The organism is Ampullimonas aquatilis, from assembly GCF_049675895.1.
Taxonomy (GTDB): domain Bacteria; phylum Pseudomonadota; class Gammaproteobacteria; order Burkholderiales; family Burkholderiaceae_D; genus Ampullimonas; species Ampullimonas aquatilis.
The window spans coordinates 2,892,384-2,908,798 of sequence record NZ_CP183834.1; the positions used below are offsets into that span (position 1 = coordinate 2,892,384).

Here is a 16,415-nt window from a genome sequence, read left to right on the forward strand (position 1 = left end):
TGTTAGAACCATGATACCTGCTGAATTACCGTTCAACGAAACTGACCGTGTGGCACGATTGCATACCTTGGCGGTGCTCGATACCCAACCCGATCCGATTCTTGATGAGCTGACCAGACTGGCCGCCAACCTCTGTCAGACCCCCATTGCCTTGATCAGTCTGGTCGATAAAGAACGGCAATGGTTCAAATCCACTCATGGTCTGGCCGGCATCACCGAAACGCCACGTGATCTGGCCTTTTGCGCGCACGCCATTCTCAGTGAACAGCCTCTGGAAGTACGCGATGCCCGCCAGGACCCGCGTTTTAGCAAAAATCCACTGGTTACCCAAGCACCCTATGTCACTTTTTACGCGGGCACCCCCTTGGTCACCAAGGATGGTTTCCACATTGGCACCCTATGCGTGATTGATCAGATACCCAAGCAACTCAGTACCGCTCAGTGGCAGCAACTGCAACACCTGGGCAATCTGGTCATCAAAGTCATCGAATTTCAGAGTACTCATCACACTATCGCCAGGCAATTGCTGCAAAGTGAAAACCGCTATCGAAGCCTGATTGAAGAGCACACTGACCTGATCTGGATTGCCGACCTTAATTTAAAAATTACTTATGCCAACCCAGCCCTGGGAAGATTTTTAGGCAAATCAGTCGATGCGATCGTCAATCAATCGGTGACTGAACTTGTGCCCGAAGCATCGCGTGATAACGTCATCGCATCGATGCATCAATTACAAAAATCCAGAGGCCATCAACTGATCGAACAACAAATCATTGAAGCTGACGGTCAGGTCCGCTGGGTCAAATGGAGTAGCCGCATCATTACCGACGAAAAGGGCCAGCCCAGTGCCATATTTTCGTCAGGCCATGACATCACCAAACAGAAGCTGGCCCAAGATACGGCCAATAATCTGGCGGCGATTGTGGCTACGTCTGATGCCGCCATCTTCAGCAAAGATCTGCAGGGATATATCACCAGCTGGAATACTGCAGCTGAACAGCAATTCGGCTACAAAGCAAACGAGATCATTGGTCAACCAGCCAGCATTCTTGCGCCACGTGAATTGCATACCGAGCAAAAGCTTTTGGTAGATATGGTTTTGGGTGGCGAGCCAATTCCTTATTACGAGACCGTCCGTCTCCATAAAAGTGGCAGACGCATCGATGTCGCTACCACGCTCTCACCCGTGATCAACCCTAAAGATAACGTCATTGGTGTTTCCATCATTTCGCGTGACATCACTGAACGTAAAGTAATTGAGCGACAGCTCCTAAATAGCGAGCGACGCTATCGACAACTGTACGAATCTACCCCAGCCATGCTGCATTCGATTGATACCGAAGGCAACATCATGCACGTTAGCAATGCCTGGCTTAAAAATATGGGCTTTGGCCGAACTGAAGTCATTGGGCGCGCCTCAAAAGCATTTTTAAGTGATACCTCCCGTATCTATGCCGAACAAGTTGCTTTGCCAAATTTCTTTGAAAATGGCTATTGCGACAAGATTCCGTACGAATTTATTCGCAAAGATGGCAGCATCATTGAGGTGCTGTTATCGGGCATATTGTTATTAGATCAACATGGTGAGCCACATCAATCAGTCGCCTTCCTGGAAGACGTCACCGAAAAAAATCAACTGGTCAAAAGATTTTCATTCGAACACGATCTTTTGCAATGCACGCTCAATTCCATTGATTATGGCGTCATTGCTGCGGACCTCGATGGCAACATCACCTATCTCAATCATCGTGCCGAAAATTTATTAGCCTGCGACGGCTTGTTTGTGCAAGGCAAACCACTCAACAGCGTCTACATCACTGAAGACTACCACTCGCACAAACTTTGCGACAACGCTGTTCCGACATTATTGGAAAATCATATTCTGCATGGCGTGGAACGTTACAAAAAACTCCACAACAGCCATCATGAAACATGTTCAATCAAAGAGATGATCAATCCGATTGTCAACGGCCAGGCTGAATGTCATGGCCTGGTTGTGCTGTTTCATAAAACCACAGTTTGAATCCAGTCATCTGTTTATAAAAAAATTGATGAAAAATTATTTCAAATTTAATCATCAAAAAAATCTACTCGACAAGACCAATATGCTTCAGCACTTGACTGACAAAATTTTTGCTGATTTTTTTACCTGCCATAACTTGCAATCGTTCACCACAATCACGTGTTGCCTGAGCAAGATCATCCTCTGAACCAGCCTTTAAAACCTTGGCCAAAAAGCCATTGGCATCTGGACCATACAGCGGCACTGCAATACTCAAAGCCTCACGCTTGGCCGCCTTGAGACGAGCAATCAGTGCCGCAATCTCTGTCTCAGAAATCTCGGCCTGAGTCATATTGGCATGTTGAGATTCTTCAGCCGCAGATGCCACCACTGGCGTAACAGCTGGCACTATGATTGGCGCCACAGTTGACACCACCGTTGACGCGACAGTTTGCATATCTGTCTGCAATGGATGCAGTGGTGCCACAGGCACTGCAACAGGCTGCGTTTTGTCATCGCCTGCTGCAGTGACTGTGGTACCACTGCCTGCGACCATCTCAATGAATCCGGCTTCCAGCAAGGTCGCCCAGACAACGGCAGGATCTTCATGCCCGGGCGCCCGCAAAGCCAATTCTGCTGCATCTGTGACACCATCAATCATAATCAGATGAAAACGATAACGCCGTTCCAATGTTCCTTTTGAACCCAGCGTAATTTCCTGCTGACCTTTTTCAGTCTTACGATAGATTGTCATTGTCGCCTCTTTTCCTGTGCACTCAAGTATTGAACAGATACCACTTGGTGTGGTTGACGTTGGATGCTAAAACAGCCCATCACACAAAAACAGGAAATAAGTGACTAAAACACAGGACACTTTGCTGCCAATTATCTATGCCGACATAGTTTTACATTAAAAACATGAAAAAGACCGGAAACCCGCATGAATACTTATTATCAAGCCAACCGCTGTTACTGAATGCGTAACACCGGCGCTGTCAATTCAGGTTCAGATACTGGCCTATCGGTACCAATGCAATCAGTATCACTGATAACACCAGCTTTAAAATTTAAATATCAAGTAGCATTATTTTTTTATTTAAGCCAACAAAAAAGGCAGCCAGATTGCTCTGACTGCCTTTTCAACATCACACTAAACAATCAGGACTGCAAGATCATGCCTGCCGCCACTGTCTGATGGCTGACTTCATCAATCAACACAAAAGCGCCGGTCGCATGATTGACTGCATAAGGCTCGCAAACAATTGGCTTTTGCGCTAGTACACTCACAATCGCAATATCGTTCATCTTCACATCGGTACGGCTGGACTGCTCTTGCGCAGTATTGTGCAAAGCCAGGGTATGAATATCAAGCACATCCGTCACCGATTGCACCTTGGCCGGAATGATCGCGGTGCCTGTCTTGAGCAGATACTTGCGACCGATGGTCAAGGCATCTTCATCAAACCAGCACAGATCGGCAATGAATTTATTGGAGACGGTCACTTCACCTTTAGCCAAGACATCTCCCCGGGAAACATCCACATCCTCGCCCAGACGAATCGTCACGCTCTGGCCAGCATGAGCCACATCAAGGTTGCCATTGGGCCCAAGGATTTCAGCCACAGTGGCACTGATCCTGGCGGGCTGCACGGTAATCGTGTCACCCACTGCCACACTGCCTGACTCAACACGGCCCATATAGCCACGAAAATCATCCGCGGATGAACCATCCTGACGCGCCACAATCTGTACCGGAAAACGGAATGGCGCCGCTTCTTGCTGAGTCGACACTGACAAACCTTCCAGCAGGGTCAGCAATGGTTCACCACCGTACCAGGACATGGACTCGGTCGCTTCCACCACATTGTCACCATTGAGTGCCGAGACCGGAATGTAATGCACATTCTGCAAACCCAGTTCCGTTGCCAGACGCGCATAGGCGGTTTGAATCATATTGAAATGGGCTTCAGAAAAATCCACCAGGTCCATCTTGTTGACGGCCACAATGATATTGGCAATCCCCAGGAGTTTGGCGATCACACTATGGCGCTTGGTCTGTGCCAGCAGTTCACCACCGACGACCCGTGTGGCATCAATCAAAATGATGGCGGCATCGGCCGTCGAAGCGCCAGTGACCATATTGCGTGTGTATTGCTCGTGACCGGGAGCATCGGCAATGATGAACTTGCGTTTGGGTGTAGAGAAATAACGGTAGGCAATATCAATCGTGATACCCTGCTCGCGCTCGGCTTCCAGGCCATCGGTCAGCAAAGCCAGGTCAATGGCGTCACCGGCGGTACGCTTGAAACGACTTTTTGAAATCGCGCTCAACTGGTCGGCAAAAATGCCTTTGCTGTCATAAAGCAGGCGGCCAATCAATGTGCTCTTGCCATCGTCCACACTACCGGCAGTAATGAAACGCAAAATACCCTGATTTTCTGGTGTTGCAGTCATGGTTAAAAACCTTGATGAAAAAAATTAAATTCGTTTACCACTAAGCCACAAAGAACACCAAGGGAAAACGGTACCTTTGTGCAGATTAGATTGACGGCATATCACCAGCATGTTTCTTGTCATGAGTATGCTAGACATCCATTTATTGGAAACATGAGCAATACACTCGATTTTTCTTTGTGTGCTTTGTGCCTTTGTGGTGAAAGCTTTTTTACTGCTTTTAAAAGTACCCTTCCTTCTTGCGCTTTTCCATCGATGCTTCCGAAGTCTGGTCATCCATCCGTGTTGCACCGCGCTCGGTAATATCGGTGATGGCAGTTTCGGCAATGATCTCGGCCACATTACCCGCGGTACTTGATACCGGGCAGGTGCAGCTGATATCACCGACGGTGCGAAAACGCACTGACAGGGTTTCGATCTGCTCACCGTCATTGGGTGGCGTCAGCGGTGTCACCGGCACAAACAAACCATTGCGACGAATCACTTCGCGTTGATGGGCGTAATAGATGGGCGGCAGTTCGAGGTTTTCACGGGCGATGTATTGCCAGATATCCAGCTCGGTCCAGTTGGAAATGGGGAACACACGCAGGTTTTCACCCTTGTGCAATACGGTGTTGTACAGGCTCCAAAGCTCTGGACGCTGTGCCTTGGGATTCCACTGACCAAACTCATCGCGGAAAGAAAAGATGCGCTCTTTGGCGCGGGCTTTTTCCTCGTCGCGACGCGCACCACCCATCAAGGCATCAAAACCATGCGCTTCAATGGTTTCAAGCAAGGTAACGGATTGCGCTGCATTGCGTGAATCGGTTTCCTTGCGCAAACGCACTGTGCCACGCTTGATGGAATCTTCCAGATGGCCAATCACCAGCTCCACGCCCAATTCGGCAACACGCTTGTCGCGAAAGGTAATGACTTCAGGGAAGTTGTGGCCAGTATCAATATGCACCAGCGGAAAGGGCAACTTGACGGGCCGATTGCCCAGCTTGAATGCCTTGATGGCCAGATGCAACAGCACGACCGAATCCTTGCCGCCAGAAAACAGCAGCGCCGGCTTGGTCGTGGCCGCCGCCACTTCACGAATAATGTAAATGGACTCGGCTTCCAGCCAATCCAGATGCGACTGACTCACGCCAGCCAAAGTTGTGTTGCTCATCACTTGGTTACCTGATAGTTTCTTGATAATTAGATACAACCCAGGGGTATTTTAAAACACCCAATATTTACGCACTTAACAAGGTCAATAAAAAATATACACTTAGCCAGTATCACTCTTTTAAGATCTTTTGGCGGCCTTTGACAGCACTTGACGACCTGCATTCGCCCTGCATTTTAACGCGCTCGAACTGGTCAAACGTCCAGCCACTGATTTGATGTGGCGCCGCCGCATTAAAAAATCAAACAGAAGCAAATACCCCATTCAGCCGTACGAACACCAAGCAGCTGATTACTGGGCCGACCCTGGCAAACTCGAAATATGCAGCCCGCACTCCTTGCTATCGGCCTGTTCCCACCACCAGCGCCCGGCACGCTCATCTTCGCCCGGTTTGATGGCACGGGTGCAAGGCTCGCAGCCAATACTGGGATAACCACGCGCATGCAGCGGGTTGGTTGGCACCTCATAAGCCTTGAGATAGGCCCAGACTTCGTCGGTGCTCCAGTCAAACAGTGGATTGAACTTGGCAATACCACGATCGGCATCAGCCTCGCGCTCCTGCAAATTGGCACGGGTTATCGACTGTGCACGCCGCTGACCGGTCAGCCAGGCATCGGCGGTGGAAAGCGCACGATTCAAAGGCTCCACCTTGCGGATATGGCAGCATTCCTTGCGCAGATCGACGCTTTCATAAAATGCATTCAAGCCATGCTGCTTGACATAAAGCTCAATGGTCTGTGGCTGGGGCTTGAATTCTTCAACCGTATAACCATACTGCTCGGCAATCTTGCCAATCATATCCACAGTTTCCTGATGCAGCCGACCAGTATTGAGTGTGAAAATCGCAATCGGCAACTTGGCGCGCAAAATCGCATCGGTCAGCACCATGTCTTCAGCGGCCAGACTGGTAGCAAACTTGACTGCCTTGAATTCAGCAGTGATGGCAGTCAAACGTGCCTGCAAAGTACTGCTGAGTGCCGCAGTATCAATGGCTGGGTGGGTTTGAGTCATGACGTTCCTCAAAGGTAAAAAATCAGATGGCAGCAGGAAAACGTTTGCGAAACAGCGGCACCGGATCATCATACGCACCCTGGTACTTGACACCAAAGGTATTTAACGCCGTGGCTGCAGCATTGATATCCTGATCAGCACGCATCACAAAGCTATTAAATCCACAGCGCTGCATATAGAAAATCTCGTCATGCAAAACGTCACCAATGGCACGCAACTCACCCTTATAGCCATAACGCTCACGCAGCAAACGCGCTGCACTATAACCACGACCATCTTTTGAAGCCGGGAAATCAACCGCAATCAGCGCCAGCTTGGTCAGTTCCTCAGCCAGTTCAGCCGGATCTTCTTCCGGTGCCAGCCACACACCAATCGGCCAGTGATGCTCGGACACGCGTGCCTGCAGCAAGTCTTCCTGCGCAAACCACACGGCCAGCGGCACAATCAGAGCACCTTCAGGCAGATGAATGGAAGCAGCCGTCTCACCTTCCTTAAGCCGAATCAGCTGATAAGTATCCTGTGCCAGCTGCTGGTTTTTAATCAATTGCGTATCAGGCATACACAGCCTCCTTGAATGGGGCGATACCCAGGCGATCCACGGTATCAATAAACAGTTCTTCGGCCGTGCGGCGGCTCAGATAAGTCTGAATGATTTTTTCAATCACATCGGGCATTTGCTCGGCCGAAAAAGACGGGCCAATCACCTTACCGATTGATATGCCTTTACCCTGCCGACCACCCAGCGTGACCTGATACCACTCGGAACCATCCTTATCCACACCCAAAATACCAATATGGCCAATATGATGATGACCGCAAGAATTGATGCAACCCGAAATATTCAACTCGATATCGCCGATATCGTGCTGGTAATCCAGATTGTCAAAACGCTCCTGAATCGCATTGGCAATTGGAATTGACTTGGCATTGGCCAAGGAACAGAAATCACCACCAGGGCAGGCGATGATGTCGGTAATCAAACCAATATTGGGTGTTGCCAAACCTTGTACCCTGGCTTTTTCCCAGAGTGCCAGCAGATCATCCTGCTTCACATCGGCCAAGATCAGGTTTTGCTCGTGCGACACGCGCAACTCACCAAAACTGAATTCATCTGCCCAATCCGCCACCGCATCCATTTGTTCGGATGTGGCATCGCCCGGCGCAATACCGGTTGGCTTGAGGGACAGCGTCACGCTCGCATAACCGGATACCTTGTGTGCAGAAACACTCCGTTTGACCCAGTTGGCAAAAGCTAAATTAGCCGATTTGGCGGCTGCCAGTGCAGCACTGGCTGCTGGCAGCGTTTCATATGCTGGTGGCGCAAAAAACGCCGAGACCCGATCTACTTCTTCTTGAATCAACCTGGATGGGCCATCCTTGATGAACTCAAACTCTTCATCAACCTGCTTGGCAAATGCTTCACCACCCAGCGCCTTGACCAGAATCTTGATACGCGCCTTGTACATATTGTCACGACGGCCATAACGGTTATAGACGCGCAGCACCGCCTCGCAATAGGTCAGCATATCTTGCCAGGGCAAGTCTTCGCGAATCATGGTGCCAATAATCGGGGTACGCCCCAATCCGCCACCAGCCAAAACCCGCAGACGCACTTCGCCTTGCGGATTTTTATAGAAATGCAGGCCAATATCATGCATACCCACCGCGGCACGATCTTCGCGCGCAGACGACACCGCAATCTTGAATTTACGCGGCAGACGGGCAAACTCGGGATGGAAAGTCGACCACTGACGCAAGATTTCCGCATAAGGACGGCTGTCAAACAGCTCATCAGGTGCCACACCGGCAAACTGATCAGCCGTGATATTGCGAATACAGTTACCCGAGGTTTGAATCGCGTGCATTTCGACGCTGGCCAAGTCAGCCAAAATATCAGGCACCGACTCCAGGCTTGGCCAGTTGTACTGAATATTCTGCCGGGTCGAGAAATGGGCGTAATTACGATCGTATTTGTGGGCAATATGCGCCAGCATGCGCAACTGCGTCGCCGACAGCAAGCCATAAGGAATCGCCACCCGCAGCATTGGCGCATGGCGTTGAATATAAAGACCATTTTGCAGACGCAAGGGACGAAAATCGTCTTCGCTCAATTTGCCAGCCAGATACCGCTCAGTCTGGTCCCGGTATTGCGCAACCCGCTCCAGCACGATCTGGCGGTCATAATCATCGTAATGATACACAGCTCAACCTTAATAATAAAATAAAGAAGTAACTCTATAGAGCCTGCAATTTTAACGTTTTTTCCTTATACTCTAAACGAATAAATAACAATTTGGGTATACGTTGGGGGTTATATGAATCTTCACCAGTTTCGCTTTGTCCGCGAGGCCGTCCGGCAAAACTTCAATCTCACTGAGGCTGCCAAGGCACTGTTTACCTCGCAACCAGGGGTTTCAAAAGCCATTATCGAGTTGGAAGAAGAACTCGGTGTGGAAATTTTTACCCGTCACGGCAAGCGCATCAAACATCTGACCGAGCCTGGTCGCGTCATTTTGCGCTCAGTCGAACGCATTTTGCAGGAAGTGGAAAGCCTCAAACGTGTCGGTAAAGAATACGCCGCCCAAGATCAGGGCACCTTTATCATTGCCACGACCCATACTCATGCACGTTATGCACTACCCAAGGTCGTCGCTGAATTTACCCGACGCTATCCCAAGGTCAAACTGACCCTATTACAGGGTAGTCCTACCCAGATCGCCGAAATGGTTCTGCATGATCAGGCAGATATTGCCATTGCCACTGAAACCATTGCCAATAGCAAAGACCTCATCACCTTGCCCTGCTATCAATGGCAACATGTGCTGGTCGCACCTAAACAGCACCCCATTCTTAACGTCAAAAACATGACGCTGGAAGAACTGAGCAAATACCCGTTGATCACCTATGACAGCGCCTTTGCCGGACGCTCACGAATTGACGAAGCATTTACCTTGCGCCAGATTACGCCCGATATTGTTCTGGAAGCCATTGATGCCGACGTGATTAAAACCTATGTGGAAGTTGGCATGGGCTTGGGAATCGTGGCGGGCGTGGCGTTTGACGAAGCCCGCGACACCAATTTACGCTCGGTTCCACTGGGACATCTTTTTGGATCAAATGTGTCACGCATCGCCCTCAAACAAGGCGGTTACCTGCGCAGTTTTGTCTACACCTTTATCGAACTGCTAACCCCCAACCTGACCCGCAAACTGGTTGAACAAGCGCTCAATAATGAGGGCGAAATTTATGAATTATGAGGACTTGCAAGACCATTGAGAGTCACTGAGCCAATCACACAGCAGTGGAGCAAAAAGGTCACTTGACAACCTTTCCATAAAAGCCGGGCAGATTGTCCTTGCGCAGTCAGCAGCATCACCGCCCTCCTGTCAAAGGAAACGGAGATTTCCGCACCTAACCAGCTCCCTTCATAGGCAATAACGCCATCTGCAAACTCTCCCTGCCTCAAGAACCGCCAATCCAGCCTCGACAGCAGGTCTGTTCATTTCTACGTTTGCAGCGGCAAGCAAGGTATGAATTGCAGCAGCAATATCGGAAAGCAAGAAACCATAAACCCGGCGCAGTACCCACACAAATTCACACAAACACGGTAGTGCAACAGCAATCAACTCGGCATCGGTCAATATCCCCGCAGCAATAATTCCCTGTTCAGGATCGTTCCGCACAACAGCACAAACCAGCACATTCGTGTCAGCAAATGACGGCTTTACTGTTACCTTCCCTGATATTCCAGGAGCCATCACATTTGCGACCACCCCTGAAGAACCTGTTGCAATGGCTCATGACGCCCTCCTGGTTACCGCATCTCAAACAGCGTCACACTGGAAATACAGAGAAGCGATCCGGCGTCAATTTCATCAGCCAGACGAATGGCGATGGCTCTTTGTTTGATGTCACCCATCTTGGCGATATCGGACACGGCATTGGTATCCAGCAAATAAGACTGCGTCACCGATTGTCCCGAAAGAAACGCAAGGCCATGACGATCTTTTGCCAGCGCGGTGGCAATTGATGCACCGGATCATCATCGGCCGGCACGTAGGTTTCAAAGTGAAGTTTTTTCACTTTACGGGGTTTCTTGGCAGGTTTGCGATCCGCCGATTTTTCAAAAATAGTTGCCCCCATCATGCCACCTCTGTTTGTTACTGATCAGGCGACATTATAAAAGTCACCTGCGACGACGAAAGCGGCCCTTGTTGTCACGGGGTGGGGGTTTCGTTTGGTCAGGATCCGGCTGGCATAGTCAGAAAATCATCATGGTTTCCAGCCGAGCCAGCCGACATTCGGTGGCCACGCGATACTTGATCACGTCGATCACCAGCGTGGGGATCCCGTCAGAATTGAGAAAGAGCAGCACATCGGTGATATTGAGACTCATTGCTGGGCAACTTTTCAGGGAATTTGACGGCAAAGGCACCGCAAGCAGCCGACAGTGCCTCAATATCGACATGCATTTCCCACTCAAGCAATGGATAAAACCATATATGGTGCATGAACATTAATGCCACATCATCACAAAATGGTGACACAACTGTATGAAAGATATGTCTTATGCCTTGATCAAAATGATTGATACAGCAACATCAAATACCCTGTCCAAGATCAGGCCACATCCACCCCCACACCCCGCCTTTATAACCATGCCCGCCTATGACCATTCAAGATCATCCACACCCGTTTGAATCAAATGTGTCACCTATCGCTCTTAAACAGGGTATCTGCCAGTGCAGCTTTGTCTATACCTTTATCAAACTGCCAACCTCCAATTTAACCTGCAAACTAATTGAACAAACACTCAATAATGAGGGAAAACTCTAGGAGCCATAGCCTCCCTCGTATCACCCTACATTTCTTGACTTAACTCATTGCATGCATTGTCTGGCATTGAGTTAACAAAAATTGTTCAATAACACGATAAATAAATCACAAAACTAGGCTATAAATTCACACAGGCATATTGTTTGCAGCCATCTGTTTTGTTAGCTAACCTGGGAGTGAAGTCATGAGCGCAGTATTGAATTTGTCGGAAATTCGTTCTAATAAACAATCAAGAAAAACACAATACGAGACAGAGTTTGATCCTGAGTATGGCGTATTGTGGGCATACATTAATGCCGAAGATAATCAATGTTTTACCACTAGTTTGTTAGACGACATTCGATCTGTAGACTCAGAAGTCATCGCAAACGAAGGCCACTTCTATCATGAAGGTGAACGCACTCCTATAAATTATTATGTAGTAGGATCAAAGAAACCCTCTGTATTTAGTTTTGGCGGAGATCTAGCACTCTTCTCCACGTTAATTAAGCTTCGAGATAGAGATGCACTTTTTGCATATGCAGAACTTTGTATTGACAACCTTTTTCCAAAAATTCAAAATTTTTTTTGTGACTCAATAACAACTATATCATTAGTTCAAGGTGATGCATTAGGCGGGGGCTTTGAAACTGTATTGTCTAGCGACCTCATCATCGCGGAAGAACATACAAAAATGGGATTACCGGAAATTCTTTTTAATTTATTTCCAGGAATGGGGGCATATAGCTTATTAAGTAGAAAAATTGGGATGAGCGCTACTGAAAAATTAATTACTAGTGGCGACATACTAAACGCAGAACAACTTTATAAATTAGGCATTGTTGACATCCTAGCTCCCACGGGTATGGGTGAGGCATATGTATATGACTACATTAAAACAAATCATCGAAAACGAAATGGACTTCAAGCCATTCACAAAACGAGAAATCTAGTAAATCCAATTACTAGAGAAGAATTAATGCAAATTACCGAACTATGGGTAGATGCTGCGTTACGCTTAGATGAGAAAGATTTAAAAATGATGCATCGACTTGTGCGTGCGCAAAGTAAACGGATTGAGAATAATGTTCTCTCATCGAATGTAGCAGAACAACATCAAACAGTTTAACAAACTCATAATTGACTAGACTTCAAATAGTCAGCCAATGACAATCGCACAGAAGCCGCAACCTGTCTAAGTTCCTGCATGATGGATTCGCCCTCTTGGGCGAGTTCAGCGTGTGTCATTTTTCCAATTACTGAACATATTTCAACAAGCTGTTCTGCACCAATATTTGACGACGCACCCTTCATGGCATGTGCATGATCCTTCAGGCCTTCAAAACGTCCCTCAAGTAAGGCCATATCCATTTGGGCCAGTAAATTTTGATTATCCTGCAAGAACCCGATGATCAACTCTGACAAGAAACGACTACTTGCAGAAATTTCTTTCAACTCTTCTAATTGATTCAAGTTCAAGACTGATTTGTTTTCCAGATTGGTCGTATTGGACTGCACGATAAACCGCGAGTCACTCATGCCTCGTGTATGTATTTGTGAAAGCGGCACCGAAGCCTCACCACCAGGACATAGTTCAACCAAAACTTCAATCAGTTTTCTACCTTCTACAGGCTTGGGTAAAAAAGTATTGATGCCGGCTTGTTTGGCTTCGTTAATGACCTCAATGCCAACATTGGCAGACAACATCACCAAAGGTGTTTGAGCACCGCCAACCTGCATCATTCTCAAGGCTCTGGCCGTATCCATACCACCAAGCTTTGGCATATTCATATCCAGGATGATCAAGTCAAAGGTTTCCTGCTCAACAGCATCCAAAGCCATCTCGCCATCTTCAACCAAGGTAACCTGGCAACCAATCAATTCCAGAATGCGCGCCACCACTTTTTGATTGATCAAGTTATCTTCTGCGACCAAAATATTCAAGCCAAACTGCCCGCCTAGCTGCTCATAATACTCACGAATCGTTTGGGTTTCTTTTTCCGATTCATCAAGTATCGTATGTGCATGAAGAATGTTGTACAACGCGCTACGATCAACCGGAAAATCAACCAAGGAGCCATATCCAACAGAAAGCATCAGCGACTTGTTCACGTCCAAATCTGGCGGACAACATAAAACCAAAGGTAAATCCTGCATCGCTGGTGACACTCGATGAATGGCAGTTGCCGCCTCCAGTAACAAGCCTTTATCGTTATCTGCCCAGACAAATACTGTAGCGATATTTCTACCTTGAGTTTTGGCCAACGCCAATTTGTTCAAGGTGGTATCAATGTCTGCCACCATTTCCGCAGCGACCTTCAGACTAAGCAACTGATTTTGTATCTGGATTGATGCATATTCGGGAAAACCCAGCAATAAGGCATGCACTCCTTCTGGCAAATTGGCATTCGCCAGTATGGTGTCAACAGAGGGTGATTCAAAATCAAGATCAAACCAGAAACGGCTTCCTTTGCCTAATTGACTCTCCACATGAATTGATCCACCCATTAATTCAATGAGCTGTTTGGAAATTGTCGTACCAAGACCTGTTCCACCAAATCGGCGCGTGGTACTTTCATCTGCCTGAGTAAAACTTTCAAAGATTTTTTTCAATGCGTCCTGAGACATTCCAATTCCGGTATCCTCAATAGAGAAGCGCAATCTTTGCCCTCTAAGGCCATTCTCTAACAACTCAATCTGTAAAACGATTTCTCCTGTCTCGGTAAACTTGATTGCGTTTCCTAGAAGATTAATCAGAACCTGTTTGAGATGAAATGCGTCGCCAATCAATGTTGGCCGAATATCCGAGGTAACGCGGGAATGCAGGCGCAAACCTTTTGCCTTGGCCTGCCCTTCAAGCATTTTGATAAGACTTTTTGCTACGACATAAACATCGAATTCTTGAGACTCAAGAACTAATTTACCCGCCTCAATTTTGGAAAAGTCCAGCACATCTTCGACTAGCCGCAACATGATATTGGATGCTGTAGAGACGGAGCCAAGCATCTCCTTCTGATCCGAATTAAGCGGTGTTTCCTTGAGTAAGTCGGACATACCAATAATGGCATTCAAGGGAGTTCGCATTTCATGCGTGACAGTTGACAAGAAGCGACGTTTAGCCTCATTGGCTATTTCAGATTTTTTTATTGCGTCATAAAGTCGACTAATAAGTGTTCTAGAATAAATACTAATTGCTGAAATGCCTATTGCAACACCAATAGCCAAATTAAATTGATTAAACCAAAATGAGGTATTAAAAATCACAATCGAAAAACCGACCAGACTTAAAGCCAAACTAATATCTAAGTATCTCTTCCCGAAACGAAACCCATTTCCGATAGTGACAAACAAATAAATAAAAAACATTGCTGCAGATGTGAAACCTCCATGGATCATTAAAAAACTAGTAATACTCACATCTGTAATATTTGCAAAGACTCTTCTGAATGGAGAACGTTTACTACTGAGTAAACACAAGATAAAAAGAGTGCACGCAGAAAAAAGATATACCCCCATAGCAAGATATACTTCATAGCTAATATCAACCTTTTCTTTGAAAAGAAACATTGGCAAGAGATAAGCATAAAAGCAAAAGGTTAAAACCAATCTCAAAATAGTTTGCTCAAGCTCACTATCTGGGCGGCTTGCGATACGCTGCTTGATCCATGACAACATCATCTAACCTTTCAAGAATTAGCTTGATCAGCAAACAGCTTGCCAATCTCGTCAATAGCATCGCTTTGAGCAATGAATAAATCGACCAGTTCGGGATCGAAGTGACGGCCTTTTTCTTTGATTAGATATGCACAAGTTTCTTCAATGCTCCAGGCTTTCTTATAAGGACGTACCGAAGTCAATGCATCAAATACATCGGCGATGGCAACAATCCTTGCCACCAGCGGAATGGCATGACCGGACAGCCCGGCAGGATAGCCAGAACCATCAAATTTTTCGTGGTGATTAAGTGCAATTTGCGCTGCCATTTGGACATAGGTTGAAGCACTGTCTTTGAGCAACTCATAACCCTTGCTGGTATGCGTTTTCATGACTTCAAACTCTTCGACGGTCAATTTGCGCGGACTCAGCAGAATATCGTCAGGGATGCCCACCTTGCCAATATCATGCATAGGCGCAGTCATCTCAATCATTTCAACCATTGCATCCGGCAAGCCATGAGCTTGTGCCAGTAAGGCAGAATATTTGGCCATGCGGGTAACATGCTGACCAGTGGTTTTATCGCGTTGTTCAGCAGCACGAGCCAAACGCAGCAAGGTTTCGATTTCACGAAGACGCAATTCCTTGGTGACTTCATTGACCTTGTTTTCAAGTAACTGTCTTCTTTGCTGATTGAGAATTTGATGCCGACGCAAGGCCAGCAAGTTTTTAATCCGCGTACGGCATTCAATCCGATCAATTGGACGAGTCAAAAAGTCGGTTGCGCCCGCTTCCAAAGCTTGACGACGGATATCCAGATCGCCAACGATGGTCACAATCACGATTGGCACTTCTTCATAACTCACCATTTTTCGCAAGCGCCGCACTGTTTCAATGCCATCCAGAGTCGGCATTTTGTAATCAGTGAGCACCATATCAAAAGCATGAGTACTCGCGTGCTCGAGGGCCTCTAATGGGTCGGCAAAGCTAATGACATCGATTGACGAATCAACACTGCGTACAATTTCGGACAGGATGAGACGCCCGGTGGACTGATCATCGATCACCACAACCCGAATGGTATGCGCCATATTTTGATATTCAATGTGCTGATCCACTGAAACTGTTGTACCCACTTTGTACCTTCCCTTTATTTTTGCCTTATTTTTCGTGAACCAATCTCAATCGACGCTGTACTACTTCACAAAAAACCGTTTTAAATCAAATACTTTGGTTAATTAAATCAACCATAACCAAATAACAATACAGTCTCAACATCGTTTATCGTCAAAAATTGGGACAAATAAAGCCTATTTTATGCGCATT

Annotated in this window: 14 protein-coding genes and 1 pseudogene; 3 read left to right on the forward strand and 12 right to left on the reverse strand. The window is 47.2% G+C overall.

What is annotated here, in order from left to right:
• Positions 1 to 10 precede the first annotated feature (10 nt).
• The gene (locus ACMYR3_RS13500) at positions 11 to 2,023 is read left to right on the forward strand and encodes a PAS domain S-box protein (RefSeq protein ID WP_424192456.1); all 2,013 of its coding nucleotides are present in this window, start codon (positions 11 to 13) and stop codon (positions 2,021 to 2,023) included.
• Between the two features lie 64 nt (positions 2,024 to 2,087).
• Here the strand turns inward: ACMYR3_RS13500 and ACMYR3_RS13505 are convergent, their stop codons facing one another.
• From ACMYR3_RS13505 to ACMYR3_RS13530, 6 genes are all read right to left on the reverse strand, one after another.
• The gene (locus ACMYR3_RS13505) at positions 2,088 to 2,756 is read right to left on the reverse strand and encodes a hypothetical protein (RefSeq protein ID WP_424192457.1); all 669 of its coding nucleotides are present in this window, start codon (positions 2,754 to 2,756) and stop codon (positions 2,088 to 2,090) included.
• A gap of 404 nt (positions 2,757 to 3,160) precedes the next feature.
• Positions 3,161 to 4,456 (reverse strand): sulfate adenylyltransferase subunit 1, encoded by a 1,296-nt coding sequence (locus tag ACMYR3_RS13510; protein ID WP_424192458.1) that lies wholly within the window; start codon positions 4,454 to 4,456, stop codon positions 3,161 to 3,163.
• Between the two features lie 220 nt (positions 4,457 to 4,676).
• Positions 4,677 to 5,609: a sulfate adenylyltransferase subunit CysD gene (gene cysD / locus ACMYR3_RS13515; protein WP_424192459.1), complete on the reverse strand. Its 933-nt coding sequence runs from the start codon at positions 5,607 to 5,609 to the stop codon at positions 4,677 to 4,679.
• A gap of 291 nt (positions 5,610 to 5,900) precedes the next feature.
• The gene (locus ACMYR3_RS13520; protein ID WP_424192460.1) at positions 5,901 to 6,620 is read right to left on the reverse strand and encodes a phosphoadenylyl-sulfate reductase; all 720 of its coding nucleotides are present in this window, start codon (positions 6,618 to 6,620) and stop codon (positions 5,901 to 5,903) included.
• 22 nt (positions 6,621 to 6,642) lie between these two features.
• Positions 6,643 to 7,179: a DUF934 domain-containing protein gene (locus tag ACMYR3_RS13525; protein WP_424192461.1), complete on the reverse strand. Its 537-nt coding sequence runs from the start codon at positions 7,177 to 7,179 to the stop codon at positions 6,643 to 6,645.
• A complete protein-coding gene (locus ACMYR3_RS13530) occupies positions 7,172 to 8,821 on the reverse strand; it encodes a nitrite/sulfite reductase (protein ID WP_424192462.1) in 1,650 nt (549 codons plus the stop codon). Before ACMYR3_RS13530 ends, ACMYR3_RS13525 begins: the two co-directional genes overlap by 8 nt.
• A 114-nt stretch (positions 8,822 to 8,935) precedes the next feature.
• Between ACMYR3_RS13530 and ACMYR3_RS13535 the strand changes: the two genes are divergently transcribed.
• Positions 8,936 to 9,877, forward strand: coding sequence for a CysB family HTH-type transcriptional regulator (locus tag ACMYR3_RS13535; protein ID WP_424192463.1), 942 nt, complete (start codon positions 8,936 to 8,938; stop codon positions 9,875 to 9,877).
• Positions 9,878 to 9,954: 77 nt separating this feature from the next.
• Here the strand turns inward: ACMYR3_RS13535 and ACMYR3_RS13540 are convergent.
• The 4 genes and pseudogenes from ACMYR3_RS13540 to ACMYR3_RS13555 all read right to left on the reverse strand — a co-directional run.
• A pseudogene (locus tag ACMYR3_RS13540) lies at positions 9,955 to 10,378 on the reverse strand (type II toxin-antitoxin system VapC family toxin); the annotation flags it as partial.
• A 56-nt stretch (positions 10,379 to 10,434) separates the two neighbouring features.
• Entirely contained in the window at positions 10,435 to 10,590 is a 156-nt protein-coding gene (locus ACMYR3_RS13545) for a type II toxin-antitoxin system VapC family toxin (protein WP_424192464.1), read from the reverse strand.
• Positions 10,587 to 10,766 (reverse strand): hypothetical protein, encoded by a 180-nt coding sequence (locus tag ACMYR3_RS13550; protein ID WP_424192465.1) that lies wholly within the window; start codon positions 10,764 to 10,766, stop codon positions 10,587 to 10,589. Before ACMYR3_RS13550 ends, ACMYR3_RS13545 begins: the two co-directional genes overlap by 4 nt.
• A gap of 115 nt (positions 10,767 to 10,881) precedes the next feature.
• Positions 10,882 to 11,016 carry a hypothetical protein gene (locus ACMYR3_RS13555; RefSeq protein WP_424192466.1) on the reverse strand — a complete coding sequence of 45 codons (135 nt, stop codon included), beginning with the start codon at positions 11,014 to 11,016 and terminating at the stop codon, positions 10,882 to 10,884.
• A 624-nt stretch (positions 11,017 to 11,640) separates the two neighbouring features.
• On the opposite strand from ACMYR3_RS13555, the gene ACMYR3_RS13560 reads away from it, so the two are divergent.
• Entirely contained in the window at positions 11,641 to 12,564 is a 924-nt protein-coding gene (locus ACMYR3_RS13560) for a crotonase/enoyl-CoA hydratase family protein (protein ID WP_424192467.1), read from the forward strand.
• Between the two features lie 5 nt (positions 12,565 to 12,569).
• Here the strand turns inward: ACMYR3_RS13560 and ACMYR3_RS13565 are convergent, their stop codons facing one another.
• Together ACMYR3_RS13565 and ACMYR3_RS13570 are read right to left on the reverse strand one after the other, a co-directional pair.
• The gene (locus ACMYR3_RS13565; protein ID WP_424192468.1) at positions 12,570 to 15,113 is read right to left on the reverse strand and encodes an ATP-binding response regulator; all 2,544 of its coding nucleotides are present in this window, start codon (positions 15,111 to 15,113) and stop codon (positions 12,570 to 12,572) included.
• 8 nt (positions 15,114 to 15,121) lie between these two features.
• Complete coding sequence (locus tag ACMYR3_RS13570; RefSeq protein ID WP_424192469.1) at positions 15,122 to 16,180, reverse strand: HD-GYP domain-containing protein; 1,059 nt, start codon at positions 16,178 to 16,180, stop codon at positions 15,122 to 15,124.
• Positions 16,181 to 16,415 lie beyond the last annotated feature (235 nt).

Coding starts and splice junctions, on each gene's coding strand:
- ACMYR3_RS13555 (WP_424192466.1), bottom strand. CDS start 11,016: ATGAGTCTCAATATCACCGATGTGCTGCTCTTTCTCAATTCTGACGGG.
- ACMYR3_RS13510 (WP_424192458.1), bottom strand. CDS start 4,456: ATGACTGCAACACCAGAAAATCAGGGTATTTTGCGTTTCATTACTGCC.
- ACMYR3_RS13570 (WP_424192469.1), bottom strand. CDS start 16,180: ATGGCGCATACCATTCGGGTTGTGGTGATCGATGATCAGTCCACCGGG.
- ACMYR3_RS13525 (WP_424192461.1), bottom strand. CDS start 7,179: ATGCCTGATACGCAATTGATTAAAAACCAGCAGCTGGCACAGGATACT.
- ACMYR3_RS13500 (WP_424192456.1), top strand. CDS start 11: ATGATACCTGCTGAATTACCGTTCAACGAAACTGACCGTGTGGCACGA.
- ACMYR3_RS13560 (WP_424192467.1), top strand. CDS start 11,641: ATGAGCGCAGTATTGAATTTGTCGGAAATTCGTTCTAATAAACAATCA.
- ACMYR3_RS13520 (WP_424192460.1), bottom strand. CDS start 6,620: ATGACTCAAACCCACCCAGCCATTGATACTGCGGCACTCAGCAGTACT.
- ACMYR3_RS13505 (WP_424192457.1), bottom strand. CDS start 2,756: ATGACAATCTATCGTAAGACTGAAAAAGGTCAGCAGGAAATTACGCTG.
- ACMYR3_RS13535 (WP_424192463.1), top strand. CDS start 8,936: ATGAATCTTCACCAGTTTCGCTTTGTCCGCGAGGCCGTCCGGCAAAAC.
- cysD (WP_424192459.1), bottom strand. CDS start 5,609: ATGAGCAACACAACTTTGGCTGGCGTGAGTCAGTCGCATCTGGATTGG.
- ACMYR3_RS13565 (WP_424192468.1), bottom strand. CDS start 15,113: ATGATGTTGTCATGGATCAAGCAGCGTATCGCAAGCCGCCCAGATAGT.
- ACMYR3_RS13550 (WP_424192465.1), bottom strand. CDS start 10,766: ATGATGGGGGCAACTATTTTTGAAAAATCGGCGGATCGCAAACCTGCC.